This window comes from Streptomyces sp. NPDC001851, from assembly GCF_040297165.1.
GTDB lineage: Bacteria > Actinomycetota > Actinomycetes > Streptomycetales > Streptomycetaceae > Streptomyces.
The window spans coordinates 1-16,692 of sequence record NZ_JBEOYR010000048.1 but is presented as its reverse complement, the minus strand read 5'-3'; the positions used below and the strand labels follow the sequence as shown (position 1 = coordinate 16,692).

Genomic DNA, 16,692 nt, shown 5'->3' with positions numbered 1-16,692 from the left:
CGGAGGCCTCGGGGAGAGTGTCGCCACCGCGATGCCCGGCAAATGACCGCCGCCGACGCGTGGGTCAGCCGACGAGCTGCTGGCCCCCGTCGACGTCGTACGTCGCACCTGTGAGTGCGCTGTTGGTCATGATGTGCACGGCGAGCGCCGCCACGTCCTCGGGTACGACCACACGCCCGATCGGCAGCGTGGTGCGCAGCTCCTCGCGACGGGCGTCGAGCGTGTCGCCGAGCAGCCGGGCCGACAACGGGGTGTCCACGAAGCCCGGGGCGATCAGGTTCACCCGGACCGGCGCGAGCTCGAGTGCGAGACTGGCCGTGAACGCGGGCATCGCGGCGGTGACCGTGGGGGCGACACCGAGAGCGGCCCGGATCCGGCGGGCTCCCGTGCCGCCCAGAAGCAGCAGCGTGCCGCCGGGCCGTACGGTGCCGACGCAGTGGCGCGCGACCTCGAGTGCGAGCACCATGTGGTCGCTGATCGCCCGGCGTGCCTGCTCGGCGTCCATGTCCAGAAGGCGGCCGTAGGACGGGCCGCCCGCGGTGACCAGCACGTGGTCGACCGGCCCCGGCAGTTGCTGGAAGAACCGCTCCAGCTGCACCGGGTCGTGCGCGTCGAAAGCCGCGGTGCTGAGCGCGTCGGCTTCCTTGGCCGCGGTGCGCAGCCGTTCCGGGTCCCTGCCGGTGAGGACCACCGACGCTCCCTGGTTGCGGGCGAGCCGTGCGGTCGCCAGCCCGATACCCGCGCTGCCGCCGAGGACGACGAGGGTCTGCCCGTGCAGGGCCTGGTCGCGGGAGCCGTATCCCGCAGGCGGCTCAACGTTCATGAATCCTCCTGCGCTGCGGTCTTCTCGAGCTTGTGCCGAGGACTGATCCGGCACTGCGTCGAGCTGCGGCAGGAACCAGGCGGTGATCCGCTGCCGACAGCCCCTTCGTGCCGAGGCGGCTTCCCCTCACCGTTCGGCCGGTTGCGACAACGCATGCTTGACCTGCCTGGTCCGCTCGTCGGTAGGACTTCCACCCGGTCGTTCGCCAGTGCCTCCGTGGTCTGGTCCGCGACATCCTCCGCACTGATCTTCGGTGCGCCGGTGAAGGAGCTGAGATCCGTCTCCGCGAAGCCGGCGTGGACGATCACAATGGTGGCGTCGCCGGCTGCGGAGGCTGCCGCGGCGACCTCCTCCGGCACGGTGACGTCCAGACGCAGCGGAGTCAGGTACTCGCCGCTCACGCTCGCCGGATCGCGGACACCGGCGTAGACCTTGGCCGGCCCCCGCGCGATCAGTGCGCGGGCGACCGCGTAGCCGATGCCACGGTTGGCTCCCGTGACCAGGGCAGTCGATTCTTTGATCTCCATCGCGCTTCCTTCCCGCTTCCGCACCTGATTTCGTATCGTGCCGGGACGGCCGGGTCGTCACGCACGCAGGTTGTCCACGCAAGAAGCCCTCTCCCCCACCAGCGTGCATCGAACGCCGCAGCGACGCATGTGAGACGGCGCCCGGCTGCAGGGCCCTCATTTCACCGCCTGGCCGTCTCTAGAAGACGAACAGTGGCTTGGTGCCGTGTGCGGGTGCTTCGGCGAGCGGGACGGCTTCTGTGAAGCGGTCGAGCGGGAACGGCTGCCCTTGGGGGATGCTCAGCACCTCGTCGGTGACGAGGCTGCGCACCTGGGACAGCGCGTGCAGCGCGTCCTCGGGTGAGGCGGTGCCGAACCATCGGTTCAGCCAGAAGCCACGGACTGCCTTGGTCTCGTAGATGACCGAGCGTGCCTGCAGCGGGATCGTCAGCGCGGCGGGGTCGGTCTGCCGGTGGGTGGAGAGTGCGCCGTAGACCACCAGCTGTCCTCCCGGAGCGAGTGCCTGGGACACCTGGGCGCCTACGGGGCCTGCCACGCAGTCGACGGCCTTGCGCACGCCGGCCGGCCCCGCTGTCTCGGCGACACGCTGCAGTAGGTCCTCGTCTTCGGTGCAGATGACCTCATCCCCGCCGAGTGCCTTGATCTCCTCCACGGCGGTGCGTCGCCGCACGACGTTGATCGTGCGGATACCCAGGTGCCGGGACAGCTGGATGACGAGCCGGCCGACGGTGGAGCCCGCGGCCGTCTGCAGGAGCCATTCACCCGGCTGTACGTCGAGTTCACGCGTCACGAGGAGCAGCGCGGTCAACGGATTGACGGCGAGTTGGCAGGCGCTGGAGTCGCTCAGATGGTCGGGCACCGGCAGAAGCCTGTGCGTGTCGGCCACGAGGTATTCCTGCCACGTGCCGGCCACAGGGGGTCCGGGTACCGCAGGGACCGCAGCGGCCACCACGCGCTCACCGACCCTCAGCCCCTGGGTGTCCGGGCCCAGAGCCTCGATACGACCCACGCACTCCATGTTGCCCCCGACAGCGGGAAACGTCGGGGAGAAGCCGTAGCGGCCGCGCAGCACGTGCAGATCACTCGCGTGAACCGGGGTCGCCTTCACACGGATCAACGCCTGACCGGCTTTCGGCACGGGAATGGGCCGAGATTCCAGCCGCAGCACATCAGTGGGCTCGCCGGCCTCCACAGCTACGAGCGCGCGCATGGATCGAGGCATGAGTGGTCTTCCATCTCTCATCCGGGCCCGAAGGGGCCGCCCAGGGCCTTTCGCCGCAGCACGAGTTCAGCTGGGTATCCGTCACTTCACGCTACCCCTGGCCTCAGGAAGGTTCTCGTCGGCGGACCCGCTCCGTTCGGTTGATCCCGGCAGTGGAGCGGGGGCGAGAGGCTTCAGCGGAGCGGCGGCAAGGTGCCAGCGGGCCAGGCTGTGCGAACTGGCCCTTGGCTTACGGGAACTGTCGCACCGGCATCGAAACTGATGGCACGTGTCGACAGGGCTGCTGTACGGCGCAGTGACCGGAGCACTGCAACGGTGGAGCGCCCTCTCTTCAGCGCCGGCAGACCCGGACGGACGCGGCGATCGTCGGCGTGGAAAGCCACGTCGCACGGTCGGAGCCACCCGCCCGGTATCTCCCGATCGCTGATCACGGCCTGATCGGCGATCTGCGCACGGCTGCCTCAGTGAGCACCGACCGGACCCACGATCTACTGGCGGATCCTGGACCATGGCTGGTCGTCGATCCGGCATGCGTTCGTCCAGTTCTAGGGGGCGACGTGCTGGACGCTGTACTTCTGATAATGCCGCTGACCAGGTTCATCGCTCCCCACGACCCCGTATGGCCGTCCACCGTCGATGCCCTCGGCAACGAACTGGTCTCCGACTCCCTGGTCTGGCGTTACGACCTCAAGGCCAGCCCCGACGGCGTGAAGGGCGACGGGGGCACCCGGCCGCCTCGACGAGGCTCGACCGGGCTTCGAGCAGATGGTCACCTACGCCGACCATGTCGGCCGGTACGCCGAGGAGATCAGCCACACCGGCGAGCAACTGGCCAATTTCCCTCAGGCGTTTACGCACCTTGTCCTGATCAGTGCCGCATTCAACCTCCACTGCGCCCTGGGCTGACGGCGGACGGGGGGCCTCGGCAGTCACCGTGCGAGCCCCCAGTTCTCCGCCCATGCTGGAGATGAGGGGGGTGAGACAGCGGAGGAAGTGGTGACGGTGCGGACCGTTGTCGATCTCACTCGCTGCCAGGGCTACGCCCAGTGCGTGTTCCTCGCGCCGGACGTGTTCGAGCTGCACGGCGAGGAAGGCCTGCTGTATGCCACGGCCGTGCCCGACGACCAGGAAGAACGCGTGCGCCAGGCCGCCGCGGCATGTCCCGTCCAGGCCATCCTCCTCGGTGAAGAGGTGAGTACCGGTGCCCGATGACCTCAAGGACGGCCGTATCGTCATCGTCGGCGCGTCGCTGGCCGGACTGCGGGCCGCGGAGGCTCTGCGTGAGGAGGGCTTCACCGGCTCACTGACCGTAGTCGGGGACGAGCCCCATGCGCCCTACGACCGGCCGCCACTGTCCAAGCAGGTGCTGCTCGCGCAGGCGACGGCGGACACCACCGAGCTGCCGCAGCGCCGCGACCCCGAGGCCGAGTGGCGGCTGGGCGTCCGCGCCACCGGTGTGGACCTGCTGCCCAAACGGGTGCTGCTGGAAGACGGCGAGTCGCTGCCGTACGACCGGCTCCTGATCGCCACCGGCACCCGGGCGCGGCCCTGGCCCAACCCTGAGGAAGCCGCCTTGGACGGGGTGTTCACCCTCCGCACGCGCGAGGACGGGAAGGGGCTGGCCGAGCGGCTGGCCGCCGGGCCGGAGCGGGTACTGGTGATCGGCGCCGGCTTCACCGGCTCGGAGATCGCTTCCGCCTGCCGTGAACTGGAGCTGCAGGTCACAGTCGCCGAACGCGGTCCCGCACCCCTGGTGGGCGCGCTCGGCGGCACGCTGTCGAAGCTCGCGGCCGTCATGCAGCGCAACCACGGCGTGGACCTGCGCACCGGGGTGACGGTCACCGCCCTGAACGGGAACGGCGCCTTCACCGGTGCGCAGCTGTCCGACGGCAGCCGTGTCGAGGCGGACGTGTGCGTCGTGGCGCTTGGGGCGGTCCGCAACGTGGAGTGGCTGGCGGACTCCGGGCTGGCGGCGGGCCCGCGCGGGATCGCCTGCGACGCAGGCTGCCGCGCCTTCAACATGTACGGGATCGTCACCGACGACGTCTTCGTGGCCGGCGACGTCTCCCGCTTTCCCCATCCGCTGTTCGGCTACCAGATGCTGTCCCTGGAGCACTGGGGGAACGCGGTGGAGCAGGCCGAGGTGGCGGCGCACAACATGGTCAACCCGGGGCCGCTGCAGCGCCCGCACCTGTCCATCCCCGTGTTCTGGTCGACGCAGTTCGGGCTCAACATCAAGTCGGTGGGCGTGCCCACGTACTCCGATCACGTCGTCATCGCGCAGGGTTCCCTGGAGGCGCGCCGTCTCGCCATGGTCTACGGCTACAGGGGCCGGATCACCGCCGCCGTCACCGTCGACATGGCCAAGTCGCTCAACTACTACCGGCACCTGATCGAAACGGCCGCCCCGTTCCCGCCCCCGCCCGGCGCGGCCGACCGGGCGATCGCGGCCGACGTTCCGATTCCGTCCGACGTACCGGATCCGTCAGTGCTGTCCCACGGCCCGACCGTCGCGCTCACCGGTCACCTTCCCGACCGCCGGCTGACCGTGGTGTAGCCCGCGTACCGCTCAACTACGAGGAGCCCTGATGGCCTCCGAGACCTTGCTGGAACGCATCACCGACTATGCCAGCCGCCCCAACCCCTACCCGCTGTACGCGGAACTCCGCGAGGCAGGTCCCGTGGTTCAGCAGGTCGACGGCACCTATCTGATCGGCACCTACCACGAGATCGCCGCCCTGCTCCACGACCCTCGGATGAGTGTCGATCCCCGTACCGGCGGCGGGGAAGCACAGCAACTGCCGTTCCTGCGGCTCGACGACCCTGAACACCACAGACTGCGCACCCTGGCCATGCGGCCCTTCGGCCCGCCACACAGCCCCCGCCGCGTCGACGGCATGCGTGGCGAGATCGACCGGATCACCAAGGAACTGCTGGTGTCCTTCCAGGCGGGTGAGCAGATCGATCTCGTCGACGACTTCGCCTACCCGCTTCCCGTCGCGGTCATCTGCCGCCTGCTCGGCGTGCCGCGCGAGGACGAGCCGCTGTTCCGGGCCTGGTCCGACGCCCTCGTCGCCGCCGCTGACGTCCGCCCCGGCGCGGACACCACCGAGACGGACAAGGCCGGCGACCAGGCCCGCATGGAGATGGGCGGGTACCTGCTGAACCTGGCCGAACAGCGCCGCGGCAAGCCGACCGACGACATGCTCTCGGCGTTCGCCAACGAGCCGGATCCGGCGCTGCGGCTCACCCAGCAGGAACTCGCGGAGACGGCCGTGCTCCTGCTCATCGCGGGTCATGAGACCACGGTCAACCTGATCACCAATGGGGTGCTCACCTTCCTGCGGCAGCCCGAACAGCTGGACCACCTGCGACGTGAACCCGAGCTGCTGCCACGCGCCGTGGAGGAGCTGCTGCGCTATGAACCCCCGGTCCACATGCGCGAACGCATCCCGCGCGCCGACATGGACATCGCCGGCACCCCCGTGCCCCGAGGGGCGTCCGTCATGCTGGCACTGGCGTCAGGCAACCGCGACCCCAAGCGGTTCCACGATGCCGACCGGTTCGACCCCACCCGGGCCGACAACCAGCACCTCGGCTTCGGCAGCGGCATCCATATCTGCTACGGCGGACCCCTCGCCCGTCTGGAAGCGCAGGCCGCACTCGGCGCACTGCTCCCCCACCTCGGCACGGCGCGCCTCGTGGAGGACCCGCCCCCGTATCGGCAGAACGCCATGCTCCGCGGCCCCCGCCACCTCCCGATCCACCTGTGAGGACCGGCTGGCAACAAGGGCACCAGAGACTGCGGCACCTGGCACTGCGTTCGCGCGGTCATGTGCCGAGTACCTTGGCCCTGTGGCCGGCTGAAATGTCGACATGGCACCTGCCCCGAGCGGACCACGACTCTCCGCCCGACAGCCGTCCCGCAACACCTCAGCCATGGTCCCTGGGGCTTGGTTGCATGAGGGGCTTGGTTGCATGAGCGGTCTCCGGCCTGCAAGGCGCATTTTGCCGGACCGACATGATGCCCCATATGTCACATTTGCTCACGTAATCTCAAGGAAGGGCACCCTATGAAGATCGCAGTCATCGGCGGTACCGGCCTGATCGGATCGCAGGTCGTCACTGATCTGATCGCCGCCGGACACGAGGCGGTACCCCACTCGAAGTCCACCGGGGTCGACGTCATCAGCGGCCAGGGGCTGGATCAGGCGGTGGCGGGAGCCGACGTCGTCGTCAACCTGACGAACTCCCCGACCTTCGACGAAGCCTCCCTGGCCTTCTTCCAGACCTCGATGGACAACCTCCTGGCCGCGGCCCACAAGAGCGGCGTCGGTCACTTCGTCATCCTCTCGATCGTCGGGGCGGACCAGGTGCCGGAGCTGGACTACTACAAGGCGAAGGTGCTCCAGGAGCAGATCCTCGCGGCCGGCCCGGTCCCTTACTCGATCGTCCGGGCGACACAGTTCATGGAGTTCATGGACGCCGTCATGTCCTGGACCGCCGACGGCGAGACTGTCCGGTTGCCCGCCACGCCAGTCCAGCCGATCGCCGCCAAGGACGTGGCCGACGCGGTGGCACAGGTCGCCGCAGGCGCCCCGCTGAACGGCATGCGCAACATCGCCGGCCCCGAGATCTTCCCCCTGGACGAGCTGGGCCGCATCACCCTGTCCCACAAGGGCGACAACCGCACGGTCGTCACCGACCCCACCGCCGGCATGTTCGCCGCCGTCAAGGGCGACGTCCTCACCGACGAGCACGCCCACCTCGCCCCCACCCGCTACACCGACTGGCTCTCCTGACCCGCTCGCCCCCTCCGAGGTGCGCAGACCGCAAAGAGCCCCCTGTCGCCCACCTCGCCAACCGCCCGCCTCGTGCGCACAGCGTGGGACGCACCACTACCGGTGGGCGGACTGGGCTTTGCGTTTTCCGTCCACGAGTGGTCACACGGAACAGATGAGGGAGGGAGAGGATCCTGGACGTCCATGAGGCGGTCACAAGCCGGCGAGCGGTTCGCGGATTCACCAGCCGGCAAATACCGAGGGCGGTGCTGGAACGCGTGCTCTCCGCCGCGGCCTGGGCGCCGTCCGGGTCAAACCTCCGGCCGTGGCGTACCTACGTGCTGACCGGCCGGCCGCTGGCCGAGCTCAAGAGGCGCGCCGGCGAGCGCGTGGCCGCAGGCGACCCCTGGGACGAGCGGGAGTACGAGATGTACCCGCCCGCACTCAAGTCCCCGTACCACGAGCGCCGATCCGCCTTCGGCCATGAGCGCTACAGCGCACTCGGCATTGCGCTTGAGGACTGGGAGGCGCGCCAGCGGGCCGCTTCCGCGAACTGGGACTGTTTCGGCGCGCCCGCCGCCCTGTTCTGCTACATCGACCGCGACATGGGCCGACCCCAATGGTCCGACGTGGGACTTGCTCGTGGTGCTGCCATGGCGCACGATCTGCTGCACCTTCTGCCCCTCCCGATCGGTCAGTCTGGGCGCAGGGACAGGCTCAGACGACAGAGCCGCTGCGGTCACCCCGCGGCGAAGGTGGTGCGTATGCGGCGCTGTCGAGGCGGCACAGGCCACAACGTCGTAGCTTCTTCTCCTGTGAAGGACGGGCGGGACGCACGTCAGCCTGTCCGACGTGCGCCGAACATGCGTTCACGGCGAAGCGGATGAGCGAACGGGGTCGCCCATTCAGGTTGTCCCGGTGGATATGCCTTTCGGCAGACGGGCGCCCCCTGCGGTCAGCGGCTTCCGCAGGACCGCTCGGGCCACCCGTCGCAGGTCCCTCACCGCTCGCGCCCGCGAACGTTCTCCTCGTGCGCGCCCGTCCTGACCGCCGGATACTCGATGCGGGCTCGATGCCTCCCAACCGCAGTCCGGGCGCTGAAGAACATCGACCTTCCTTCCCGGCCCGATCGATGAGGAGATTGCGTCATGCGCTCCCAGAGGAAACCGCCGACTCCCCTCGCGGCGGTGGCGGCCGGCCTGCTGGCCGGGGTGGTGGGGACGGTGTGCCTGGATGCCGTCCATTACCTGAAGTACCGTCGCGCAGGAGGGACGGACAGCCCGCTCGCCTGGGAATTCGCGCCGGTCGAGAGCTGGGAGAAGGCCCCTGCTCCGGGGCAGGTGGCGAAGCGGGTGATCGAGGGCTTCACCCAGCGCCGGCTTCCTGATGGTTCTGCCTGGCTCACCAGCACCGCCGCACACTGGGCCTACGGATCAGCGGCCGGCGCGGCCTACGGCATCCTGGCCGGATCACTGCCGAGGTCCTCCCCCGTGTATGGCGTGGCTTTCGGTGCCGCAGTGTTCGCCGGTGACTACGTGACCTTGCCGATCACAGGGCTCTACAAGCCGATCTGGCAGTACGACGCCAAGATCGTGGCCTGGGATCTGGGCGCGCACGTCGCCTACGGCACCGGTACCGCAATCGCCTTCGGGCTGCTCGGCCGACTCGGCATCGGCGCCGTCGGCCAGCGGCCGTAAGCCGCCTGCCGGCGACGCCGATACCCCTGCGCGCCACAGCGCCCTGCTGATGGTGCGCGGATGGCTTCCGGACCGCCGCCCGAGCATCGTGAGCCCACGATCACGCCTGTCGGCGCGGAGCCCCGAAGGTGTTCGGCCGGGCCAGTCCGCCGAGCGCCTGGCCGAATCCCCGTCCAGGCCTTCCTGGCCGTCGGCTCCTTCCGACAACTGGCCCCGGCGTGGACCGGGCCACCGTCTGCCGGATTCCCGGGCGCGGCCCGCGTCCGGCCGTGCGAGTCTCGTCATAGCGGCATCTCGTTACGAGCGCAGGAAGTGTCGGTCATGGACATGAAACTCGAAGTCGTGGTGGTGCCGGTGTCCGACGTCGACCGGCCAGGGACTTTTACACGCGATTGGGCTGGAGGCTGGACGCGGACATCGCCCCTGACGAGAACTACCGGGTGGTGCAGGTGACGCCGCCGGGCTCGCCGGCGTCGGTCGTCTTCGGCACCTCGGTCACGTCCCAGACGCCGGGCTCGGCTCAGGGCATGCACCTGATCGTGGACGACATCAACGCCGCATACGATGAGTTGAAACGGGTCGGCGCCGAGCCGAGCGAGGTGTTCCACGACGCCGGCGGCGTTTTCCACCACGCCGGGACAGAGGCCCGGCTGCCGGGGCCGGATCCGCAGCGCACGAGCTACAGCTCGTTCCTGTCCTTCAGCGACCCGGACGGCAACGGCTGGCTTCTCCAGGAGGTCACGACCCGGCTCCCGGGACGCCTCGATCCCGCGACCACGACGTTCGCCTCGGCCGAGGACTTGGCGAGCGCGCTGCGCCGCGCCGCGGCCGCGCACGGGGAGCATGAGGCGAACATCGGTGCGGAGGACCCGAACTGGCCGGACTGGTACGCCCAGTACATGGTGAGTGAGCAGGCCGGGACCGAACTGCCGTCGTGACCGCATCGCCCTTGGGCACTGAATTACCGAGGTACCCCTGCCGATAGAGGGCTCGACCTGGGGCTGATGCGCGTCCTCACCTGCTTCGGTACGTGCTCCCAGCGATGGCCGGCAGGCCACAAGCAGCACACTGGCCCTCGTCTGGTAAGGGCGCCTCACGGAGACTGCAGGGAGCGTGGACGCCGTACTTGAGGGGGTTGCGATGCAGGTAGCAGTGGTCACCTTCGACAGTTCAACGAACTCGACAGCTTCATAGCTTCCGCGCTGATCGATCGGTGCCGCGGGGACAGCTTGGAGGCTCCTATCACGAAGCCGACGCCGGTCGTCACGTCGATGAACGGCGTCGAGGTGACAGGGCAGCGCCGCGCCGGCTGATCGGCGCCCAGTGCTCCAGCGCGCTGGTGCTCGCCCGCCCAGGCCTGCGGGATGGCATGCCTGCTTGCGCGGACAGGAAGACCCGCCCCTTTGCCGAAGCTTGCGGCATACCTGTGCTCGACGAGCCGTTCCACGCCGAGGCGAATATCGCTACGGCGGGCGGTTGCCTCGCGTCCCAGTACCTTGCCACGTGGGTGATCACTGGCGTGCTCGGGGAGGACGCCGCGCGGGGCGTCCTCGACTACGTGGCTCCAGGCGGCGAAAACCAGGAGACACGGCCACCGACGCTCACGGCCGCCCCAAAGACGCGGACCAGGCAGGCACCCGGCCCGGCCGCCAGGGCAGAGCGCTATCCGCAGCCCGAGAGCGCTTCGTCTGCCGCAGGGCACATCAACGGGAACCGGCAGGTAGGCGCCGTGAGCACGGCAAAAAACCAGGCTCCGGCACCCCGGGCACAAGGCCGTGAGCCACTGGCGGTCCCGGCCACGAGGCATGCGACGGCGTCGATGCCGTCGCCCGCGCCGAATGTGCGTGGCGACGGGATGCGAGCAGGCCTTCGCGCGTGCATGGTGGATTCGTCCGCTGATGGGACCGTGCCTGTGGGCCCGGCAGCGGCGCAAGATTGCGTGCCTCGACGACGGCATACTCCGCGAGGGCACCGTCGCGCGTCCAGTCCGTGAGGCCGAACACCCGCTGTCGGGGCGTACCCAGGCTGAGCACCGTGCCGGAGGCAGATCCGATGGAAGGGGCCGCCTGGCAAAAGGCGGCCGGAAGACTCGCATCCGATGATCTGCCCGAGATCGCGACCGAGGCGCCTGACCGCCCGCAGCCAGCCCTCCACCTGCTTCGGCCTCGGCTCGGGCAGCAAGGCGCAGTGGCGGTACGGGCCGTGGTGTGCGACTGCACGGATGCGATCACGCCTCGGAGGGGCGAGGCTGTTGCTTGTGGCGATGCTGCGCTGCCTGCCCAGTGGCGAGGCGCATTGACGCTCCGCGGTCAGGCCGTGCAGGCGTCCTCAGCATCTCTCAGCCCCAGACCTCACGGAGCTCGTCATGACCGCTCCCTCCGGCTCCATCGTTCTGGAGCCCGCAGCCCAGCAGTTCGCAGATGCCACGTCCCAGCCGCCGTTCTTGTACGAACTGGGGCCCGAGAAGGCCCGCAGGGTGCTGGACGACCTTCAAGCCGAACCGATCGAGAAACTCGATGTCGACTCGGAGTGGATCACCGTGCCTGCCGATGTCGGCGATGTACGTGCCCGCATCGTCCGGCCGCGCGGCGCCACGCCACCCCTCCCCGTGGTTCTCTATATGCACGGCGGTGGCTGGATTCTGGGCAACGCCGACACCCATGATCGGCTGGTGCGCGAGCTCGCGGACGGGGCGCAGGCCGCGGTCGTGTTCGTCGAGTACACCCGCTCTCCCGAGGCGCACTACCCGGTGGCGATCGAGCAGGGCTACGCCACCGCTCAGTGGATCGTCCGAGAAGGCGCTGCCCACGGCCTCGATCCGGACCGCATGGCGGTGGCAGGCGACTCGGTCGGCGGAAACATGACGGCTGCTCTCGCCCTGCTGGCCAAGGAGCGCGGCGACGTCCGCTTCGTGCATCAGTCCATGTACTACCCGGTCACCGACGCCGAAATGAACACCCAGTCCTACTCCGATCTCGCCACCGGCTACTTCCTCACCGCCCAGGCCATGGAATGGTTTTGGAACGCCTACATTCCCGATCGCGCGCAGCGCAGCGAGATCACCGCCTCCCCCCTGAAGGCCACCCTCGATCAGCTCGCCGGTCTCCCACCAGCCTTCCTCCTCGTCGACGAGGCAGACGTCCTACGCGACGAGGGCGAGGCATACGCGGCCAAGCTCCGCGCCGCGGGCGTCGACATCACCACCGTCCGTTACGACGGCATCACCCACGACTTCATGATGCTCAACCCTCTCAGCGACACCCATGCCACCCGTGCGGCCGTTGCCCAGGCCGTCTCGGTGCTGCGCGACGCGCTGAGAAGTGGTGCCACTCCGCCTTGATCTGCCACGTTCCGTGACTCGGTCGGTGCTACACAGGCCGACGGTCGTTCTCCAGGGGCCAACTGCCCACTTCGGGAGGCTCGGCATGACATCCGATTCCACCTGGCGATCCGCAGCGCGGCAGTTGCCGCTCAGGCTCCCCGTCGGCGCGTTCTTCCTCAACTCTGCACTGTCGAAACGCGGCGCGGACCAGGCCACCGCTGAGGGACTGCAGCAGTTCGCCACCACCGCCTACCCCTTCTTGGGCAAGCTCGATGCCCAGCAGTTCGTCAGATTGCTCTCTGCCGGGGAGACCGCCATTGCCGCCGCGCTGCTCCTGCCGGTGGTGCCTGCCGCTGTTGCCGGAGCCGCGCTGACCGCGTTCTCTGCCGGCACGCTCGGGCTATACCTGCGCGCGCCGGGCATGCGCGAGGAGGGCAGCCTGCGACCCACTGAGCCCGGAACCGCGCTGGCCAAGGATGTCTGGCTGCTGGGCATCGGCATCTCCCTCATCGTCGAGGGCGTCAGCGATCACCGTTGGTGATAAGGCGGATACGGTGTCAGCTAGTGCTGTGACCGGAAACGATCACCGGGGTGCGCAGGCGTGCCAGCTGTGGATGGCCGGTCTGATGGGAGGCCCTGGTGATGGGCAGCGGTTGAGGCGGCGGCACAATGACATCGTGGAGCCCACCAGCCAGATCATCGTCGCCTTGGATTGTGACAACCGTGCAGCCGCTGACGACATCGTCGAGCGGCTGGGGGACGAGTGCCGTTTCTACAAGGTCGGCCTGGAACTGCTCACCGCGGTTGGCCCCGACTTCATCAGGCATCTCGTTGCGCAGGGCAAGGAGGTCTTTCTGGACCTCAAGCTCTTCGAGATCCCCAACTCGGTTGCTGGTGCGGTCCGTGCCGCAGGAACTCTCGGAGTCTCCATGGTCACCGTGCACAGCATGGGCGGTGTGGGCATCATGACCGCCGCCGTCGATGCTGCCCGAGACTTCCCTGACCTGCGCGTGCTTGCCTTGACCGTGGTCACCAGCATGACCGACGGGGATCTTGCCGACATCGGCGTCGGTGATTCGACACAGGAGCAGGCGCTCCGGTTGGCTCAGTTGGCGGCCAGGGTCGGCTGCCACGGTCTGATCGCCTCACCACAGGACGTGGCAGCCTTGCGGAGCGCGCTGGGTGCCGACGGCCTGATCGTCACGCCGGGAGTCGCGCTGCCCGGTGAATCATCGGGCGAGCATGCCCGCTCCGGGACGCCGCGTGCTGCCATCGCTGCCGGGGCCTCCCATGTCGTCGTGGGCCGAACGGTCACGCGCGCCACGGACCCGGCGGCTGCATTCCGTCTCGTCCGCGCCGACCTCGGTTCGTAACGGGCGCATCCCGCAACGGGCGGGGTCCGCGCATTCTGGTTGCGCCAGCGCAGATAGCGTTGCAACTCCCATGCCCGAACGGTGAGGTGTCGAGTCCTCATACCGCCTCGGCCGGCACCACTGGGTGGTCGAGCGCACCGTGTCCTGGCTGGCCGGCTGCCGCCGGCTGCACCGCTACGCACGCAAGCCTGAGCACTTCCTTGCCTTCGTCGGTATCGCTGCCGCCCTCATCTGCTACCGGCGACTCGCTGTCGACACAGGTCATTAGATCTCGACGCGATCTGGACGTGCTTGCTCCCGCCCGTAAGCCAGCACCTGGGGCAGGACCTCACGGAACCTGGCGATGTCCTCGGCTGGCGCTTGCAGCACGGCCTCGATCTCTGTGTCCTCCAAGCCCAGGGCCGGCAGTGCCGAAGGCTCCAGGGAGACTCGCAGGACGTTCCCGCTCAGCACTGCCGCTCGTACGCATCCGTACGCCGTGCCCTGATTGGCCGTGACCAGGCAATGAGTGTCCATCCCGAGGGACACCTCCTGGTCGTCCGGCTCCTTACCGTCGCACATGAACAGCATGACGAAGCCGCTGCCGTCCTCGCCTTCTGCAACACCGGCCTCGATGAAGTCACCGTCGGGGTCTATCTCCGCGCCAGCCGCACGCGCAACGAACCGATAGGTCATGACGGAGTTCTATCAGTGCCTCAGCCAGCCCGTGACGACCGGCCATGCACCATAAGAAACGGCGCCTTAAAGAGCCTTTTGTCCCGGTGAGGGCATTTGGTGGTGCCTAGGGTGGCGAGTGGGTTTGTGAACGGTGAAGCCACCGTGCTCAATGTGGGCCGTGCGACAGCAGCGGCCCACACCTCTGCCCGTTTAGTGCCGTGACTAGGAAGTTTACCGGGTTGGAGGTTGGGGCCGTTGGATGCGTGGGTGACGTCCGTTCGGATCGCTGGGAGGTGTGAGTGGCCGAGGCTGTGCGGGTGCGCAGAATGACCGATCAGGAGGGGCAGCGGCTGCAGCAGATCGTGCGCCGGGGCACTACCAGCTCGGTGCTCTATCGCCGGGCGATGATGCTGCTGGCGTCCGCCGGGGCGAACCGCGTCCCGGTGATCGCGCAGCTGGTCCAGGTCTACGAGGACACGGTGCGGGATGTGATCCACCGGTTCAACGAGATCGGCCTGGCCTGCCTGGGCCCTCGATGGGCGGGGGGCCGTCCCCGCCTGCTCAACGATGACGAGGACTTCGTCATCCAGACGGCCACTACCCGCCCGACCAAACTCGGCCAGCGCTTCACCCGCTGGTCGATCCACAAACTCGCCGCCTACCTGCGCCGCGTCCACGGACGTGTCATCCGCATCAGCCGCGAGACTTTACGGTGTCTGCTCCTGCGCCGCGGCATCACGTTCCAGCGCACCAAGACCTGGAAGGAGTCCCCCGACCCCGAGCGCGACGCCAAGCTCGACCGGATCGAGCAGGTACTGGATCGCTTCCCGGACCGGGTATTCGCCTTCGACGAGTTCGGCCCGCTGGGGATCAGACCCACCGCCGGCTCCTGCTGGGCGAAGCAGGGCAAGCCAAACCGCTTGCCAGCGACCTACCGCCGCCGCAAGGGCACCGCAAGGGCACCGCAAACAGTCTGGCCGCACTGAAGTCGATCCGCGCCGCCCGGCCCGACGGCGCACCGATCTACATCATTTTGGACAACCTCTCCGCCCACACCGGCGCGGACATCCGCCGCTGGGCGAAGAAGAACAAGGTCGAGCTGTGCTTCACCCCGACCTATGCTTCCTGGGCCAACCCCATCGAGGCGCACTTCGGCCCGCTGCGGCAGTTCACACTGGCCAACTCGAACCATCGCAGCCATCCCGCGCAGACCCGGGCCCTGCACCGCTGCCTGCGCTGGCGCAACGCCAACGGCCGCCACCCCGACATGCTCGCCGCCCAGCGCAAGGAACGCGCCCGCATCCGCAGCGAGAAGGGCATCCGCTGGGGCGGGCGCCCCCTCGCAGCCTGACTACCCCAGCGATCATTGCTGGTGAGAGCGATTGGCCGCCGCCCGCCGCCTGTCAGGCTCCCAAAGCTGCTAATCCCAGGGTTCGCCCGTGGCGGGGTCCAGGCCCGCCTCCACGCGACGCTTCTGCTCACGCCAGTTGACGAAAGTGTGCTCCTTCGGAAGGACGACACTGATCGTCTCCTCCTGGAATTCACCATCGGTGAGCAGTCTGCGCAGGAACTCCGCCATCCCGAAAGGATGGACCTGGAAGGTGGGATTCGTGTGCCGACCGCATACGAGCACGGGCCATCGGTCGGGATCGTCGGCAGTGGTCAGCCAGCAGTAGATGTCTGCGCCGCTCGTGACACCCCACGCCACGATGGAATCGGGGTCCACGTCCAGGGCCGTTCTACCACCGAGCATTTCCCATGTGCCGCGGGCGTTGGCTGTCTCCTGCCGCAGGCCGGACCCGTCCGAATAGGCATCGGATCGCGGAACCGGCAACAGTATTCCAACTTCCCTGCTGACGCTGCCTGCCCCGTACGCCTCCATGAAGGCGACATAGTCCGCCGGAAACCCGGTCCCCCAGATCTCCTCGACCGCGCTCCAGTCGATCCGCTCATCCACGCCGTGCGTCGTTGGCAGAACCTTCGCGAGCGCTGTCACCCGGGAATTTTCGCCCACTGTCACTCCTTCTCGTGCATCTTCGAGGAGCCACAACTTATGTGATCGCACTCCGTGTCAAGACGGATGGCCTCGGTTGGCGTGGACGTCCGGCGGGGACCAGGCGGGGCCGCGGGATGGCGCGTCGGGGTGCTGAACGGGGCTGTACGGTACGCGGCCGGGTGCGGCGGTTGTGGCCTTTGGCCTAGGTTCTGTCTCCTTGGTCAGTGCCGGGTCCAGATGAGAATGCCTGCGAGGTGCAGTGCGGCTTGGTAGGCGATCGCGAGCTTGTCGGTT

15 protein-coding genes and 5 pseudogenes are annotated in these 16,692 nt (G+C 68.5%); 14 read left to right on the top strand and 6 right to left on the bottom strand.

The genetic code is table 11. The features are described 5' to 3' along the window. Positions 1-64: 64 nt before the first annotated feature. The 3 genes from ABT171_RS40240 to ABT171_RS40230 form a co-directional block, all read right to left on the bottom strand. Entirely contained in the window at positions 65-823 is a 759-nt protein-coding gene (locus ABT171_RS40240) for an SDR family oxidoreductase (RefSeq protein WP_351251716.1), read from the bottom strand. Further along, positions 820-1,350, bottom strand: coding sequence for a Rossmann-fold NAD(P)-binding domain-containing protein (locus tag ABT171_RS40235; protein ID WP_351251714.1), 531 nt, complete (start codon positions 1,348-1,350; stop codon positions 820-822). Before ABT171_RS40235 ends, ABT171_RS40240 begins: the two co-directional genes overlap by 4 nt. A 178-nt stretch (positions 1,351-1,528) precedes the next feature. Then, positions 1,529-2,560, bottom strand: a complete 1,032-nt coding sequence (locus ABT171_RS40230) for a zinc-dependent alcohol dehydrogenase family protein (RefSeq protein WP_351251712.1) — start codon at positions 2,558-2,560, stop codon at positions 1,529-1,531. Positions 2,561-3,055: 495 nt separating this feature from the next. Between ABT171_RS40230 and ABT171_RS40225 the strand changes: the two are divergent. The 9 genes and pseudogenes from ABT171_RS40225 to ABT171_RS40185 all read left to right on the top strand — a co-directional run. Then, positions 3,056-3,478: pseudogene (locus ABT171_RS40225) on the top strand (glycoside hydrolase family 15 protein); the annotation flags it as partial. A gap of 96 nt (positions 3,479-3,574) precedes the next feature. After that, on the top strand, positions 3,575-3,784 hold the full coding sequence (locus ABT171_RS40220) for a ferredoxin (RefSeq protein ID WP_351251742.1): 210 nt from the start codon (positions 3,575-3,577) through the stop codon (positions 3,782-3,784). Continuing rightward, positions 3,774-5,129: an NAD(P)/FAD-dependent oxidoreductase gene (locus ABT171_RS40215; RefSeq protein WP_351251710.1), complete on the top strand. Its 1,356-nt coding sequence runs from the start codon at positions 3,774-3,776 to the stop codon at positions 5,127-5,129. The genes ABT171_RS40220 and ABT171_RS40215 overlap by 11 nt, the downstream gene beginning before the upstream one ends. A gap of 31 nt (positions 5,130-5,160) precedes the next feature. Continuing rightward, positions 5,161-6,345, top strand: coding sequence for a cytochrome P450 (locus tag ABT171_RS40210; protein ID WP_351251709.1), 1,185 nt, complete (start codon positions 5,161-5,163; stop codon positions 6,343-6,345). Positions 6,346-6,645: 300 nt separating this feature from the next. Further along, entirely contained in the window at positions 6,646-7,374 is a 729-nt protein-coding gene (locus tag ABT171_RS40205; protein ID WP_351251707.1) for an SDR family oxidoreductase, read from the top strand. Positions 7,375-7,547: 173 nt separating this feature from the next. Further along, positions 7,548-8,240 (top strand): nitroreductase family protein, encoded by a 693-nt coding sequence (locus ABT171_RS40200; RefSeq protein ID WP_351251740.1) that lies wholly within the window; start codon positions 7,548-7,550, stop codon positions 8,238-8,240. Positions 8,241-8,540: 300 nt separating this feature from the next. Continuing rightward, positions 8,541-9,050 carry a hypothetical protein gene (locus ABT171_RS40195; protein WP_351251705.1) on the top strand — a complete coding sequence of 170 codons (510 nt, stop codon included), beginning with the start codon at positions 8,541-8,543 and terminating at the stop codon, positions 9,048-9,050. Positions 9,051-9,442: 392 nt separating this feature from the next. Then, the gene (locus ABT171_RS40190) at positions 9,443-9,988 is read left to right on the top strand and encodes a VOC family protein (protein ID WP_351251703.1); all 546 of its coding nucleotides are present in this window, start codon (positions 9,443-9,445) and stop codon (positions 9,986-9,988) included. Between the two features lie 202 nt (positions 9,989-10,190). After that, positions 10,191-10,638 (top strand): annotated as a pseudogene (locus tag ABT171_RS40185) (AraC family transcriptional regulator); the annotation flags it as partial. 331 nt (positions 10,639-10,969) lie between these two features. On the opposite strand, the pseudogene ABT171_RS42085 reads toward ABT171_RS40185, so the two are convergent. After that, positions 10,970-11,086, bottom strand: a pseudogene (locus ABT171_RS42085) (NADP-dependent oxidoreductase); the annotation flags it as partial. Positions 11,087-11,415: 329 nt separating this feature from the next. Here ABT171_RS42085 and ABT171_RS40180 point away from each other — a divergent pair. From ABT171_RS40180 to ABT171_RS40165, 4 genes and pseudogenes are all read left to right on the top strand, one after another. Beyond that, complete coding sequence (locus ABT171_RS40180) at positions 11,416-12,390, top strand: alpha/beta hydrolase (RefSeq protein ID WP_351251701.1); 975 nt, start codon at positions 11,416-11,418, stop codon at positions 12,388-12,390. Between the two features lie 85 nt (positions 12,391-12,475). Continuing rightward, entirely contained in the window at positions 12,476-12,913 is a 438-nt protein-coding gene (locus tag ABT171_RS40175; protein ID WP_351251699.1) for a hypothetical protein, read from the top strand. Positions 12,914-13,049: 136 nt separating this feature from the next. Beyond that, entirely contained in the window at positions 13,050-13,745 is a 696-nt protein-coding gene (gene pyrF, locus ABT171_RS40170) for an orotidine-5'-phosphate decarboxylase (RefSeq protein ID WP_351251697.1), read from the top strand. A gap of 85 nt (positions 13,746-13,830) precedes the next feature. Next, positions 13,831-14,013: pseudogene (locus ABT171_RS40165) on the top strand (transposase); the annotation flags it as partial. Here ABT171_RS40165 and ABT171_RS40160 read toward each other — a convergent pair. After that, complete coding sequence (locus tag ABT171_RS40160) at positions 14,010-14,420, bottom strand: Imm10 family immunity protein (RefSeq protein ID WP_351251695.1); 411 nt, start codon at positions 14,418-14,420, stop codon at positions 14,010-14,012. The pseudogene ABT171_RS40165 and the gene ABT171_RS40160 overlap by 4 nt on opposite strands. A 281-nt stretch (positions 14,421-14,701) precedes the next feature. On the opposite strand from ABT171_RS40160, the pseudogene ABT171_RS40155 reads away from it, so the two are divergent. Beyond that, a pseudogene (locus ABT171_RS40155) lies at positions 14,702-15,753 on the top strand (transposase). Positions 15,754-15,822: 69 nt separating this feature from the next. Here the strand turns inward: ABT171_RS40155 and ABT171_RS40150 are convergent. Next, positions 15,823-16,398, bottom strand: coding sequence for an SMI1/KNR4 family protein (locus ABT171_RS40150; protein ID WP_351251693.1), 576 nt, complete (start codon positions 16,396-16,398; stop codon positions 15,823-15,825). Between the last annotated feature and the right edge of the window lie 294 nt (positions 16,399-16,692).

What these genes read in the sequence shown, in the direction of transcription:
- ABT171_RS40205 (WP_351251707.1), top strand. Translation starts at nt 6,646, where the DNA reads ATGAAGATCGCAGTCATCGGCGGTACCGGCCTGATCGGATCGCAGGTC.
- ABT171_RS40175 (WP_351251699.1), top strand. Translation starts at nt 12,476, where the DNA reads ATGACATCCGATTCCACCTGGCGATCCGCAGCGCGGCAGTTGCCGCTC.
- ABT171_RS40230 (WP_351251712.1), bottom strand. Translation starts at nt 2,560, where the DNA reads ATGCGCGCGCTCGTAGCTGTGGAGGCCGGCGAGCCCACTGATGTGCTG.
- ABT171_RS40210 (WP_351251709.1), top strand. Translation starts at nt 5,161, where the DNA reads ATGGCCTCCGAGACCTTGCTGGAACGCATCACCGACTATGCCAGCCGC.
- ABT171_RS40160 (WP_351251695.1), bottom strand. Translation starts at nt 14,420, where the DNA reads ATGACCTATCGGTTCGTTGCGCGTGCGGCTGGCGCGGAGATAGACCCC.
- ABT171_RS40235 (WP_351251714.1), bottom strand. Translation starts at nt 1,350, where the DNA reads ATGGAGATCAAAGAATCGACTGCCCTGGTCACGGGAGCCAACCGTGGC.
- ABT171_RS40240 (WP_351251716.1), bottom strand. Translation starts at nt 823, where the DNA reads ATGAACGTTGAGCCGCCTGCGGGATACGGCTCCCGCGACCAGGCCCTG.
- ABT171_RS40180 (WP_351251701.1), top strand. Translation starts at nt 11,416, where the DNA reads ATGACCGCTCCCTCCGGCTCCATCGTTCTGGAGCCCGCAGCCCAGCAG.